Source organism: Microbacterium phycohabitans, assembly GCF_032464935.1.
GTDB lineage: Bacteria > Actinomycetota > Actinomycetes > Actinomycetales > Microbacteriaceae > Microbacterium > Microbacterium phycohabitans.
Genome location: NZ_JAWDIT010000001.1, coordinates 533,458 through 546,048 on the forward strand (window position 1 = coordinate 533,458; position 12,591 = coordinate 546,048).

General features: G+C 72.2%; 17 protein-coding genes. 10 read left to right on the plus strand and 7 right to left on the minus strand.

Annotated features, from left to right (window positions below):
- Positions 1 to 284: 284 nt before the first annotated feature.
- Together RWH44_RS02410 and RWH44_RS02415 are read left to right on the plus strand one after the other, a co-directional pair.
- Positions 285 to 707, plus strand: coding sequence for a helix-turn-helix domain-containing protein (locus tag RWH44_RS02410; RefSeq protein ID WP_298871571.1), 423 nt, complete (start codon positions 285 to 287; stop codon positions 705 to 707).
- Positions 708 to 715: 8 nt separating this feature from the next.
- Positions 716 to 1,144 (plus strand): ImmA/IrrE family metallo-endopeptidase, encoded by a 429-nt coding sequence (locus RWH44_RS02415; RefSeq protein WP_316003334.1) that lies wholly within the window; start codon positions 716 to 718, stop codon positions 1,142 to 1,144.
- A gap of 132 nt (positions 1,145 to 1,276) precedes the next feature.
- Here the strand turns inward: RWH44_RS02415 and RWH44_RS02420 are convergent, their stop codons facing one another.
- From RWH44_RS02420 to RWH44_RS02435, 4 genes are all read right to left on the minus strand, one after another.
- Entirely contained in the window at positions 1,277 to 1,798 is a 522-nt protein-coding gene (locus RWH44_RS02420) for a GNAT family N-acetyltransferase (RefSeq protein WP_316003335.1), read from the minus strand.
- 20 nt (positions 1,799 to 1,818) lie between these two features.
- Positions 1,819 to 2,421 (minus strand): response regulator transcription factor, encoded by a 603-nt coding sequence (locus tag RWH44_RS02425; RefSeq protein WP_298871565.1) that lies wholly within the window; start codon positions 2,419 to 2,421, stop codon positions 1,819 to 1,821.
- Positions 2,418 to 3,578 carry a sensor histidine kinase gene (locus tag RWH44_RS02430; RefSeq protein ID WP_316003336.1) on the minus strand — a complete coding sequence of 387 codons (1,161 nt, stop codon included), beginning with the start codon at positions 3,576 to 3,578 and terminating at the stop codon, positions 2,418 to 2,420. The genes RWH44_RS02425 and RWH44_RS02430 overlap by 4 nt, the downstream gene beginning before the upstream one ends.
- Positions 3,579 to 3,642: 64 nt before the next feature.
- A complete protein-coding gene (locus tag RWH44_RS02435; protein ID WP_316003337.1) occupies positions 3,643 to 3,858 on the minus strand; it encodes a hypothetical protein in 216 nt (71 codons plus the stop codon).
- A gap of 134 nt (positions 3,859 to 3,992) precedes the next feature.
- On the opposite strand from RWH44_RS02435, the gene RWH44_RS02440 reads away from it, so the two are divergent.
- The 6 genes from RWH44_RS02440 to RWH44_RS02465 all read left to right on the plus strand — a co-directional run bounded on the left by RWH44_RS02440 (position 3,993) and on the right by RWH44_RS02465 (position 10,150).
- The gene (locus RWH44_RS02440; protein ID WP_316003338.1) at positions 3,993 to 5,033 is read left to right on the plus strand and encodes a phosphodiester glycosidase family protein; all 1,041 of its coding nucleotides are present in this window, start codon (positions 3,993 to 3,995) and stop codon (positions 5,031 to 5,033) included.
- Positions 5,034 to 5,042: 9 nt separating this feature from the next.
- Positions 5,043 to 6,206: a glycosyltransferase gene (locus tag RWH44_RS02445; protein WP_316003339.1), complete on the plus strand. Its 1,164-nt coding sequence runs from the start codon at positions 5,043 to 5,045 to the stop codon at positions 6,204 to 6,206.
- A complete protein-coding gene (locus tag RWH44_RS02450) occupies positions 6,203 to 6,853 on the plus strand; it encodes a DUF4956 domain-containing protein (RefSeq protein WP_316003340.1) in 651 nt (216 codons plus the stop codon). Before RWH44_RS02445 ends, RWH44_RS02450 begins: the two co-directional genes overlap by 4 nt.
- A complete protein-coding gene (locus tag RWH44_RS02455) occupies positions 6,850 to 7,692 on the plus strand; it encodes a polyphosphate polymerase domain-containing protein (RefSeq protein ID WP_316003341.1) in 843 nt (280 codons plus the stop codon). The genes RWH44_RS02450 and RWH44_RS02455 overlap by 4 nt, the downstream gene beginning before the upstream one ends.
- Positions 7,677 to 9,248: a carbohydrate-binding domain-containing protein gene (locus RWH44_RS02460; RefSeq protein WP_316003342.1), complete on the plus strand. Its 1,572-nt coding sequence runs from the start codon at positions 7,677 to 7,679 to the stop codon at positions 9,246 to 9,248. The genes RWH44_RS02455 and RWH44_RS02460 overlap by 16 nt, the downstream gene beginning before the upstream one ends.
- A gap of 239 nt (positions 9,249 to 9,487) precedes the next feature.
- Positions 9,488 to 10,150, plus strand: coding sequence for a hypothetical protein (locus tag RWH44_RS02465; RefSeq protein ID WP_316003343.1), 663 nt, complete (start codon positions 9,488 to 9,490; stop codon positions 10,148 to 10,150).
- Between the two features lie 51 nt (positions 10,151 to 10,201).
- On the opposite strand, the gene RWH44_RS02470 is transcribed toward RWH44_RS02465, so the two are convergent.
- The 3 genes from RWH44_RS02470 to RWH44_RS02480 all read right to left on the minus strand — a co-directional run bounded on the left by RWH44_RS02470 (position 10,202) and on the right by RWH44_RS02480 (position 11,303).
- Complete coding sequence (locus RWH44_RS02470; RefSeq protein ID WP_316003344.1) at positions 10,202 to 10,510, minus strand: putative quinol monooxygenase; 309 nt, start codon at positions 10,508 to 10,510, stop codon at positions 10,202 to 10,204.
- Between the two features lie 98 nt (positions 10,511 to 10,608).
- Complete coding sequence (locus RWH44_RS02475) at positions 10,609 to 10,974, minus strand: hypothetical protein (protein WP_316003345.1); 366 nt, start codon at positions 10,972 to 10,974, stop codon at positions 10,609 to 10,611.
- Between the two features lie 56 nt (positions 10,975 to 11,030).
- A complete protein-coding gene (locus tag RWH44_RS02480) occupies positions 11,031 to 11,303 on the minus strand; it encodes a hypothetical protein (RefSeq protein WP_316003346.1) in 273 nt (90 codons plus the stop codon).
- 210 nt (positions 11,304 to 11,513) lie between these two features.
- Here RWH44_RS02480 and RWH44_RS02485 point away from each other — a divergent pair, with 210 nt between their 5' ends.
- Together RWH44_RS02485 and RWH44_RS02490 are read left to right on the plus strand one after the other, a co-directional pair.
- Positions 11,514 to 12,014, plus strand: coding sequence for a small multidrug efflux protein (locus RWH44_RS02485; protein ID WP_316003347.1), 501 nt, complete (start codon positions 11,514 to 11,516; stop codon positions 12,012 to 12,014).
- An 83-nt stretch (positions 12,015 to 12,097) separates the two neighbouring features.
- Positions 12,098 to 12,559: an SRPBCC family protein gene (locus tag RWH44_RS02490; protein WP_316003348.1), complete on the plus strand. Its 462-nt coding sequence runs from the start codon at positions 12,098 to 12,100 to the stop codon at positions 12,557 to 12,559.
- Positions 12,560 to 12,591 lie beyond the last annotated feature (32 nt).

Here is a 12,591-nt window from a genome sequence, read left to right on the forward strand (position 1 = left end):
CACGCATCCCGGCCGGGGACGGCGGTGGCGCACGTGCCCTGGCTCGGGAACATCCGATCGGTGGTCAGCCCCCTCCGCGCCCCCTCCGCGAGGAACTCCCGGACGGGCATGTTCGCCGTTCGGAGCTCGGCGTCGGTCCCTCGCCCGACCTCGGCGTGGCCGTGCTCGAACGAGGCATTCGATCGCCCATTTGTGCGCATGTGTGAATGCTAGCCAGTCATTTTTGACTTCCTCAAGCCATTTCACCCGCTCATCGCGACGAGCCACTCCCCTACGCTGAGCACATGGCTCGCACGAGAAAGACGCCGCACCCGTTCGACAAGCATCTGGGTGCCGCGATCCGGAGTGCGCGGGCGCGACGCGATCTCAACAGGGAGACGCTCGCCGCCCGCACCGGCATCCCTCTGTCCAACCTGAAACGACGCGAAGACGGGGTGAACGAGACGACGGTCTCCGAGCTCGAGCGCATCGCCGCCGCCCTCCGGGTCTCCGCGCGGGACATCGTCGACATGGCCCTGCAGGACTACGGCGCAGACGGACGGACGGGTCCGAGCAGTCCACAGGACGGTCTGCAGAAGCTCCTCGCGTCGGTGTCGGAACCCCCTCGTACCCTCGAGGAAGCGGACGCCGTGATCTATCTCGGCCACGTCGCTCCTGGTCGACGCGACGCCGCCAACACCGACGATCGGATCGCCGCGACGGATTGAGGGGAACGGTGACGGAACTCCTGCGCATCGCACGTCAGCTGGGCGTGAGCGTCTGCGAAGCCCACCTGCCCGAGCCGTACCGAGGCTTCTACGACCACGAACGACGCCGAGTCGTCTACGACGCCCGACTCACTCCCGTCGAACGTTCATGCGTGATCGCGCACGAACTCGGACACGCCTTCCACGATCATCGCGTAGCCGGCGACCTCGAAGCCGAGGCCGCCGCCGACGTCTTCGCCGCCCGGATCCTCATCGACCCCGGGCGTCTCGCTCAGCTCGAGGCCATCGGACTGAGCGGAGCCGAACTCGCCGAGGAGCTCGGCGTCAGCGTCAAGCTGCTCCGCGTCTTCGCGGAGAGTCACGTCACGCGCATGCGGGGCATCGCCTCTTCGCGTCCGCGGCTGGGGCAGGAGCAGTTCCTGCACGCCGTCCGGTGAGCGGCTCGGCCTCGGGGCCGGTCGGCCGTCCGGGGGTCGGCAGCGAGAAGGGTTTCGCCGTCTCTGCCGTGTCCGGCCCACTTATGACGCGGGGGTCCGAACGGGGCGATGCGCCCGGCGCGTGGCCACGAGTCAGCTCACTGCTGCGCGGGACCGCGGCCGCCGCGTCAGATCCACCGCCATCTGCACCCGCCGACCGTGAGCATCGAGCCCGAGCCGACGCTCGACGTCGACCAATCCGCGGTGGAAAGCGGTGACGGGGGCCTCCTCGACGAAGCCCACGGTGGCGTAGAAGGGGGCGTTCCACGGGACGTCCGCATAGGTACGAAGCGTCATCCGCTCGTGGGCACGCTCTCGGGCCACCCGCATCGCGGCGACCAGCAGCCGCCGGCCCCAGCCGCGGCGTGAAGACGTGGGATCGACGGACAACTGTTCGAGATGACACAGTCCCGCGACCTCCGTGACGTGCGCGAATCCGACGACCGTGCCCCCTTCGCCCACGGCGACGAGAACGAACCCCGGCCCCGCCACGCGTGCGGTACCCGCCTCCGCGGCGGGCCAGTCCGCGGGCGCGAGGCGGTCGATGAGCAGACGGTCGGCATCGTTCTCGATCCGCTCGATCGCGCCCGCATCGGCGGACGAGGCTAACCGCACCCCTTCATCCCCGTCGACCATCAGATCCACCCCCGCTCCCGCGCATGGATCGTCGCCTGCTGACGACTCGCGAGCCCGAGCTTTCCGAGCACCGACGAGACGTGGTTGCGCACCGTTCCCGCCGACAGGTGCAGCGCCGCCGCGATCTCGGCGACCGTCTCGCCCCGCGCCCCCGCCCGCAGCACGTCGAGCTCGCGGTCGGTGAGGGGGCTGCGTTCGTCGCTGAGCGCGTCCGCGGCGATCTCGGGGTCGACGTAGCGGCGCCCGGCCGCGACCTCGCGGATGACCGCGGCCACGTCGTCCGCCGGCCGGGATTTCGGCAGGAACCCGTCGACTCCGGCGCTCAATGCCCTCCGCAGCACCCCGGGCCGGGCGTGGCGCGTGACGATCACGCAGCGCGCGGGCACGCGTCGGCGGATGCGGGCCGCGGTGTCGACGCCGTCGAGTCCGGGCATCTCGAGGTCGAGCAGGCACACGTCGGGGCGCAGTCGCTCGGCCTCGGCGAGCGCGGTCTCGCCGTCGCGGCACTCGGCGACGACCTCGAGGTCGTCCTCCAGGCGCAGGAGCGCGGCGAGGGCGGTACGGATCATGTCCTCGTCGTCGGCGATGAGCACGCGGATCATGCGGAGACCCCCTCGGGAACACGGACGGTGAGGCGGAAGCGATCGTCGAGGCGGGTGGCATCCATGGTTCCCCCCACCGCTCCCACCCGCTCGGCGATCCCGGAGAGCCCCGCGCCGTCGCCGACGGGAGACGCCGCGCCGCGCGAATCGTTGTCGACGACGAGCACCCACGCCCCCTCGTGTCGGGAGAGGGAGAGGGATGCCGAGATCCCGCCGCCGTGCTTGAGCACGTTCGTGGTGGACTCCCGCACGATCGGGCCGAGCACGTCGGCGGGGGCGCGGTCGGCGGCGGTGTCGACGAGCAGCTCGACGGTGAGACCGGCGGCGCGAAGCAGGTCGGCGGCGTTGGCGAGTTCGTCGGGCAGCGGCACTCCGCGGAAACGCGCCGCGAGGTCGCGGGTGCCGCGGCGGGCGTCGTCGACGCTCACGCGCGCCGCGCGCACCTGCTCGACCGCGGCCTCGGGGTCGCGCGTCATCATCTTCTCGGCGAGCTCGAGCTGCAGGGCGATGACCTGCAGGTGATGGCCCTGCAGGTCGTGCAGGTCGCCCGCGAGCCGCAGGCGTTCCTGGGCGGCGGCGAGTCGTCCCTCGGCGCGGCGGGCGCGGTCGAGTTCGCGCACGATGTCCCACCACCACAGCGAAGTCGCCGTCAGCACCGGAAGCAGGGCGACGAAGAACGGCAGCGTGAAGACCGCGATGTACCCCTGCGGGTTCACGCGGATCGCCTCGACGAACCACACCACGACGATCACCACGATCGACAGCACCGCGAGCCGGAGGCGCACCCCGCCGGGCCATCGCACGAGACACAGCGTCTGCGCGCCGAAACCGACGCCGAGCAGCACCGACCCGGCCGACACGCCCATCGCGGCCGCCGCGGCGATCCCGAGCGCGACGAGCGGCCACGCGGGGCGGCGGGCGGTGTCGTCGGCGTCGCCGAGGGGCTCGCGGCGATAGCGCACGAGCAGCAGCACGGCGGATGCCGTCGACCCGGCGACCCCGGCCAGATTCAGCACGAGGGCGGCCGGGGTGCCACCGACGAACACCGCGAGCGACCAGATGAGGGCCGCGAAGACGTGGAGGAACAGGATCGACGACGCGGTGTACCACCACGTGACGCGCACGTCGCGGGCGTAGGCGGCGGTGGGGGTGCTCACCCCGGCCACTGTACGGCCGTGACATTCGTCACGGGTGGGCTGCCGTCATCGGACGGCGGCCCGGTCAGCGCGGCGACGGCGCCCCGCCGCTGCGTCGATTGATGGCGTAGATGATCGGCGTGAGCACGGCCAGGATGGCGAGGGCCCCGAGCAGGATGAACGAGGTGTCGTGCTGCATGATCAGCTCGGCGATGATGTATCCGATCGCGGCGGCCAGGGCGCTGTAGAACGCCTTCAGCCACTGACGCGCGGTGGACGGGGTGGCGAGGTGGTCGGTCACGGCGGACTCCTTCGATAGGTGCTGCGAGGCTATCGGGAATCGGATCGATCACTCATGGTCGTCGCATAGCTTTTCTCAGCGGCGGATAGGCACCGCCCCAGGCGCGGTGAGGGCGGGGCGCCTTCTCTGGAGCCATGCACCCCGCAGACCGCTCCCCCGAAACCGACCCGTCCGGCCCGGCACCCGAGGTCGGCACGACCGGCGCCCCGTCCGCCCGCCGGGTGGCCCGTCGCACGTTCCTCGCGGCGGGGCTCGTCGTCGTCCTCGGCGCGGGCGGCGCGGCGTGGTGGGCGGCCGACCGCTTCCTGATCCCCCATGTCGAGGTCACCGACGTCGCCGCCTACGAGGCCGAGCACTCGAGCGTGTCGACGACCACCGACGCCTCCAGCGCCGACGGTGCCACGGCCGCCGTCGCCACCGCGCCCATCATCACCGATTCCACCTTCGACGACGGGTCGACGTCGGTGACCCTGGCGACGATGACCACCGGCACCGGCTCGAGCACGGTCACCTACTACGTCGCCGACGTCATCCTGAGTGACGCCACCGCGCTGCGCTCCGCCTTCGCCAACAACCAGTTCGGCGAGAACATCACGCAGACCACGAGCGAGATCGCCGAGGCCAATGGCGCGGTCTTCGCGATCAACGGCGACTACTACGGCTTCCGCTCCACCGGTATCGAGATCCGCAACGGCGTCGTGTATCGCGACGAGGGCGCCCGCGAGGGCCTGGCGTTCTACACCGACGGGCACGTCGAGGTGTACGACGAGACGCAGACCACGGCCGCCGAGCTGCTGGCATCCGGGGTCTGGAACACGCTCAGCTTCGGGCCGGCGATCGTCGAGGGCGGGCAGGTCGTCGACGGGATCGAGAGCGTCGAGGTCGACACGAATGTCGGCAACCACTCGATCCAGGGCGACCAGCCGCGCACCGCGGTCGGGGTGATCGACGACAACCACCTCGTCTTCGTCGTGGTCGACGGTCGCCAGGAAGGCTACAGCGCGGGAGCGACGCTCCCCGAGCTCGCCGACATCATGCTCTCGCTCGGCGCGACCACCGCCTACAACCTCGACGGAGGCGGCTCGTCGACCATGTACTTCAACGGGCAGGTGGTCAACTCCCCGTCCAACGGCGGCGAGCGCGCCACCAGCGACATCCTCTACGTGGCGGGCTGAGCGGTGTTCGTGCTCATCCCCGCCTACGAGCCGGGCCCGCGCCTGCCGGGGCTCGTGCGCGACCTGCGCGCCGCCGACCCCGACCTCGAGGTGCTCGTGGTCGACGACGGCAGCGGGCCGTCGTTCGAGCCGGTCTTCGCCGCGGTCGGCGATGCCGGCGCACGCGTGCTCACCCACCCCGACAACCGCGGCAAGGGCGCGGCGCTCAAGACGGGCTTCGCCCACATCGCCGCCCACGATCCGGATGCCGACGTGGTCACCGCCGACGCCGACGGGCAGCACACGCCCACCGACGTCTGCCGCGTGGCCGAGGCCCTGCGCACCGACGCCGCCGATGGGCGCAGCGCGCTCGTGCTCGGCGTCCGCGGCTTCGACGGGGCGGTACCCCTGCGCAGCCGCGTGGGCAACGCCGCAGCCCGGGGGCTGTTCCGCCTGGCCACGGGTCGGCGCGTCAGCGACACGCAGACCGGGCTGCGCGGCATCCCCGCGGATCGCCTGGACTGGGTGCTCGGCATCCCGGGTGAGGGCTTCGAGTACGAGCAGCGGATGCTGCTGCGCCTGGGACCGGATGCCGTGGCCGCGCACGAGGTGCCGATCGACACGGTGTACCTCGACCGCAATTCCTCGAGCCACTTCCGCCCCGTGCGCGATTCGCTGCGGGTGCTGCTGCCGGTGCTGCTGTTCGCGTCGTCGTCGCTCGCGGCGTTCGTCGTCGACACGGTGGCGCTGCTCATGCTGCAGGCCCTGACGGGGTGGCTCGTGCCCTCGATCATCGCCGCCCGCGTGCTGTCGGCCACCGCGAACTTCGTCGTCAACCGCCGCGTGGTCTTCCGCGCCGGCGAGGGGCCGATGCTCGGTCAGGCGGTCCGCTACGGCGTCCTGGCCCTCGCACTGCTGGCATCCAACATCGCGTGGATGTCGTTCCTCACCGACAACGGTCTCGCGCTCCTGCCCGCGAAGGTCGTGACCGAGGGGGTGCTGTTCGTCCTCAGCTACGGCGTGCAGCGCTCCCTCGTCTTCCCGCGGACGGATGCCGGGTCCCCGGCGCGCACGCCGATCCCCCGGCCGTCGCCGCCCACCCCCGACACCCCCGGAGGCTTCGACAGGCTCAGCCTCCTCCGCCCCGGAACCCCCGATCCCTCTTCCCCCACCCCCGCAAGGAGCACCCCATGACCACCACCGCCCTGATCCTGGCCGCGGCCGACCTCGTCGCCGCCGTGCTGCTCAGCGCCGTCTACTTCCAGCGCCACCGTCGGCGCGACCTCGTCGTCGCCTTCCTCGGCGTGAACGTCGGCGTGCTGGCGGTGGCCACCGTGCTCGGCACCGCCGAGGTGGCCCTGGGCCTCGGGCTCGGCCTGTTCGGCGTGCTGTCGATCATCCGCCTGCGCTCGAGCGAGATCACGCAGCGAGAGGTGGCGTACTACTTCGCGGCGCTCGCGATCGGTCTCATCTGCGGTCTGCCCGCCGCCGACCTCGCCACCCCCCTGCTGCTGGTCGGACTCATCGTCGCGGTTCTCGCCGTGGCCGACCACCCGCGCGTGCTGTCGCGGGCCCGTCACCAGACGGTGCACCTCGACCGCGCGATCGCCGACGAGACCGAGCTGCGCGCCGAGCTCGAGCGCCTGCTCGGCGCCGACGTGACCGGCGTCACCGTGCAGCAGCTCGACCTGGTCGACGACACGACACTGGTCGACGTTCGCTACCGCGTGCGACCGGCACCGACGGCGGTCGCCGCACCGCGGCCGGCACTCGAGGCCGAGAGGGCCGACCACCGCACCGGCGAGGCGAGCTTCGCCGACCTGATCGGCGGCTCCCGGTGACCGCCCGCGACCGCGCCACGAGCGCCATCGCGGCCCTGCCCGCGGTCGGTCTCGACGCGCTCACGACCGAGGCCGCGCTGCTCACCCGCGTCGACCGCAAGTACGTCGTGCCGATGGATGCCGCGGCATCCCTTCTCCACGACCTCCAGCGCTCCGTCGACGCCCCGGCGGCGCTCGAGATCGAGGGCGAGCGCGAGCTCGCGTACCGCTCGGTGTACTTCGACACCCCCGATCTGCTGAGCTTCCGCCTCGCCGCCCACGGCCGCCGCCGCCGCTTCAAGCTGCGCACGCGCACCTACCTCGACACGGGGGCGGCGTTCCTGGAGATGAAGACGCGCGGAGCGCGCGGCCTCACCCGCAAGGACCGCGACGCCTACGACCTCGACGCCGCCGACCGGCTCACGGCCGAGGCCCGCGACGACGTGGCCGAGGCCCTCGGGGCGATCGGGGTGGAGCCGGCCCGCGCCGACGACCTCGACGCGCGACTGCAGACCCTGTACCGCCGCACCACGCTGCTGCTTCCCGGGGCGATCCCCTCTCGCGCCACGGTCGACCTCGACCTGCGATGGATCGCCGCCGACGGCGGAGGCTTCGCCCTGCCGCGCTTCGCGATCGTCGAGACGAAGTCGCCGGGCCAGGCGGGCGCCCTCGACAGCGCCCTCTGGCGCGCGGGCCACCGTCCGCAGCGCGTCAGCAAGTACGCCACCGGTATGGCGGCGCTGCGCGCCGACCTCCCCCGCAACCGCTGGACCCGGGTGCTCTCGGGCCCCTTCGCCTCACCGGCATCCCTCTCCCCCGCCCGCGCCGCTCGAAAGGACACGCCATGCGCCGCCGCCTGATCCCCCTCGCCCTCCCCCTCGCCCTCGCGGGCCTCGTGCTCGCCGGCTGCGCCGTGACCGCCCAGCCGGGCGCGACCACCTCGTCCGCGTCGGAATCGAGCGTCACCTCGACGACCGAGACCATCGCCGAGGTCGACTCCACGATCCCCGCGGCCGCCGCCGAGCTGCTCTCGGCGAACGCCGACGGCACGGTCGTGCGCGACGACGAGTGGAACCTCGCGGATGCCGAGACCATCACGCTCTCGGGCACCACCGCGTCGAGCGACTCGGCGGGGGTCACCGTCGACGGATCGACCGTCACGGTCACGGCCGCCGGGGTGTACCGCCTGACCGGGACCCTCGACGGGCAGGTGGTCGTCGCCGCCCCCGACGACGCGCAGGTGGTGCTCGTGCTCGACGGCGCCGAGATCGAGAACGTCTCGGGTTCGGCGATCCAGGTGGTCACGGCCGACGACGTCGCGATCAGCCTGGCCGCCGGTTCCACCAACTCCGTCACCGCGACCAGCTCCGCCGACGCCGACGCGAGCGCTGCGATCTACGCCGACAGCGACCTCACCGTCTCCGGCTCCGGATCGCTGACGGTCACCGACACCGGCAACGACGGCATCTCGGCCACCGACGACCTCGCGATCATCGGCGGCACGATCACGGTGGATGCCGCCGACGACGCCCTCCGCGGCAAGGACTCGCTCGTCGTGAAGGACGGCACCCTCACCCTCACCGCGGGCGGCGACGCCCTCAAGAGCGACCAGGAGGACGACGCCACCCGGGGATACGTCTGGATCGCCGGCGGCACGATCGACGCCACCGCGGCCGACGACGGCATCGACGCGTGGACCGACGCGGTCATCACCGGGGGCACCGTGTCCCTCGCGACCGAGGATGACGGCATCCATTCCGAGACGGCGCTGGCCATCGCCGGGGGCGACGTGACGATCACCCGGTCGTACGAGGGGATCGAGTCGGCCGACATCCGCATCGCGGGCGGCGTCGCACGGATCACGTCGTCCGACGACGGCGTCAACGCCTCGGGCAACACCGCTTCCACCGACGGCGGCATGGGCGGCGGCGGCATGCAGGACAGCGGGGAGACCCTCACCGTCTCGGGCGGCACCCTCGTGGTCGACGCCGACGGCGACGGTCTCGACTCCAACGGGACGATCGAGATGACCGGTGGCGACGTCACCGTCTTCGGACCCACCGCGCAGAACAACGGCACCCTCGACTCCAACGGCGGGATCACCGTCACGGGCGGCACCCTCGTCGCGATCGGGAGCACCGGCATGGCCGAGTCGCCCGACGAGTCGTCGGGGCAGGGCTGGCTCGCCGCGACCGTGTCGGGCTCGGCCGGATCGACGGTGCAGATCACGGATGCCGCCGGCACCGTCATCGCCGAGTACACCGCCACGAAGACCTTCGGATCGGTCGTGTTCTCGTCGTCGGCGATCACCGACGGCCAGGCGTACACACTGACCGTGGACGGCGCCTCGACCTCGGTGACCGCGGGCGAGGCCGTCGCGGGCGGGATGGGAGGTGGCATGGGCGGACGACGCTGAGAGATCACGATCGACGGCCGCGGTCCGGGGCTCCTCCCCTCGGATTGCGGCCGTCGCGCGTGCCCCCTGACCGATGTCATGCCCGGTCGTGACACCGCGGCACTGCCGCTCCGGCGCGGATACGAGTGCGATGGGATCATGTCCTCCCCCACCACTGCGCGCACGCCGTTCTGGCGTCGCCCGTTCGCCCTGGACGTTTCGCTGCGCTACCTCGTCTTCCCCCTCAGCGAGGTCCTGCTGTGACGGCCCCGCGCCCCCGTTCCCTGCGCGCGCGGCTCGCCGAACGGCGCGCGAAGGAGGGGGACGGCCGACCGCTCGCGCCGTTCCGGTGGTGGCAGGCGCTGAGCCGCTCGCAGCTGTCACTGTCGATACCGGATGCCACCGGCTCGGCGACGGAGTTCACCGTCGACGTGCATCAGCTCGGCGACCACGCCGACGGCACGGTGCGCGCACGCCTGTATCGCGACGGCGCGCTGGCCTCGGTGTCGCGCCTGCCCGCGCGGTTCGCGGTACCCGGGGGTCACATCGAGGTCGCGGTCGGCACCGTCGGCCTCCGCCGGTGCCACTTCGTCCCGGCGGTGGGCGACGAGCGTCAGCTGGCCCCGCATCCCCGCTCGGCGGAGGGACGCCGGGCCGCCTTCGACCGCGATCATCCGCGTGCGAGCCGGGTGGTCGGCATCCTGTCGCTCGCCGTCGTCATCGTCGGGGCGGCCATCGCGGTCCCGCAGCTGCTCGCGACCCTTTCGCAGATCCCTCTGATCGCCGACTCCCTCGGCTCGTTCACGTCGCCGCTGACCCTTCCGCCCGCGGTGAATGCGGGGGTCACGGTCGTCGTCGTGCTGGCCGGCGTCGAACGGGCGCTGCGTCTGCGATCGTCGTGGCTCGACGACCTCGCCACGTGAGCGGACGGCTCGCGCTCAGCCCCAGAACCCCGGTCGATGCCGCCGCCCGGCTCACGCGGGGTCGACGTCGACCGTGACGAAGTGCCGCAGCTCGAGCGGGCGGGTGAGGAAGCGCTCCTCGTCGGGAAAGGTGACGGGACGCGTGCGCCACTCGGCATCCGCGTAGCCCACGAGCGCGGAGGCGTCGGCCCACGCGCTGACGTACTGCACGCGTCGAGGATCGGCGTCGTCGACGAGCACCTCGTGTCGCACCATCCCGGCATGGGTCGCGGGGAACGTCGACACGAGCTCGCGCAGACGGGCGAGGAACTCCTCGTGCATCCCTTCGCGGACGTGGGCTTCCGAGACGCGGATGATCATGCGTCCGAGGCTAGGACGCGCGGCGCTCCCCCGCCGCCCGATCCCTGCCACGTGGAATTGGATCCCCGACAGACGACAGGATGCCGCGGCCTGAGCGATCAGCTGGTGGTGCCGGAGTCCCCGGTCGAGCCGTCCGTCGAGCCGTCGGTGGATCCGTCGGTCGTTCCGCCGGGACCGCCCTCGCCCATCTGCGGAGGGGTGCCGTCGCCGAAGTCGGGCCGCTCGCCGCCCATCTGCGGCGGAGTGCCGGTGCCGAATCCGGGCATCGTGCCCGAGGTCGCCGCGTTCGCGGCCGAGGCGTTGCCGATCGCGAAACCGGCCCCACCGCCGACGAGCAGGCCGACGACGAGCGCACCGGCGCCGATGCCGGCGACGAGGCGGCGCGTGAGCGGCGGTCGACGCTTCACCTCCGTTTTCTGCGCGTCAGCGGGCGGGGTGGTCGGGACGGGGTCGATCGTGGTCATGCCGCCGAGTGTGGAGCGCGCACCCTCACCTCGCCCTACGCCCGCCTATCGATCGGCTATGCCCGCCGCTCGGGCAGGTCGCGCGGGCGGTCGTCGCCCTCGCCCGTCTGCACCGTGCCGTAGGCGGCGGGCAGATCGGTCGACGACGACGGCGTCCACCCGTAGGCCGCCGATTGCGCGGCACCGGCGTCCACCACCGGACCGAAGGCCGATCGCAGGGCCTCGCGTCCTCTTCTGCCCCGTCGGCGCAGAACGACGATGAGCCGCACGATCACGCCGACGGCGATCGCCGCCCAGAACACCCACTCGATCCAGCCGAACGCCCCCATGCGATGCCCCCTCCTCGCGGCGATGAACCGACGACGATACGCGCCCGAGCTCCCCCGAGGAAAGTCGGCGACGCCCGTGACATTCGTCAGGGGCCCACCGATACATCGTCCCGAGCGGCCGTGACACCACGGCACTGCCGCCGTGCGCGCGTCGCCGATGGGATGGATTCATCGCGGAACACCCCGCGGACTCATCCCCCAGGAGCTTCCATGTCGAACCCCGTCACCGATCTCGTCCTCGGATTCCAAGGCCTCGTCGCCGACGTGCCCGATCTCGTGCAGCCGCTCATCGTCGCGCTCGCGGGCGCCGTGCCCTTCATCGAGGGAGAGGGCGCCGCCGCGATCGGCATCATCGGCGGCATCCACCCGGTCATCGCCGCGCTGGCCGGCGCGGTCGGCAACCTCCTCTGCGTCGCCGTCGTCGTGCTGGCGACCTCGCGCGTCCGCGCTGCCGTCACGACCCGCCGCGGCGCACCCGCGAAGGCTCCGACGGCGCGCCGGGAGAAGTTCGAGAAGGCGTACCACCGGTACGGGACGCCCGGGGTGAGCCTGCTCGGCCCCCTGCTACTGCCCACCCAGTTCACCGCCGCGGCGCTCACCTCGACCGGGGTCTCGCCCGCGCGGGTGATCGGTTGGCAGGCGCTGGCGATCGCGCTGTGGACGGCGGGGATCACCACGATCGCCCTGGGGCTGATTCGCATCGCCGCCTGAGCCGCGAGCCGGGCCCGGGCCGGGGTCAGAGCAACTCCGCCGACCCTGGATCACCCGGACGCGAAAGCGAGGAGGATGACGTCGTGCCCTCCCGTTTCACCCTCCGAACCGACATCGCGGCGAGTCCCGCCGCGGTGTTCGACCTCGCGCGCGACATCGGCGCACACGTCGCCTCGATGCACGGCAGCAGGGAGAGCGCCACTGCCGGCGTCACCGAGGGGCCGATGCAGCTCGGCGACACGGTCACGTTCCGGGCCCGCCACGGGGGCATCTGGTTCACCATGACCGCTCGCATCTCGGAGATGGACGAACCGACACGGTTCGTCGATGAACAGACGCGGGGCCCTTTCCGATCGTTCCGGCACGAGCACCGGTTCGACGAGACTCCCGACGGCGGGACGAGGATGACCGACACCATCGACCTGGCCTCGCCCGTCTTCGGAATCGTTGCCGAGCGCCTGATCCTCGTGCCGTACCTGCGCCGGCTCATCGCCCGACGAAACGCCCACCTCGCGGCATCCTTCGCGGAGGAGGGGATGACGTGAAGAGCGGCCCGACGCACGCGAGATCGCGAGCC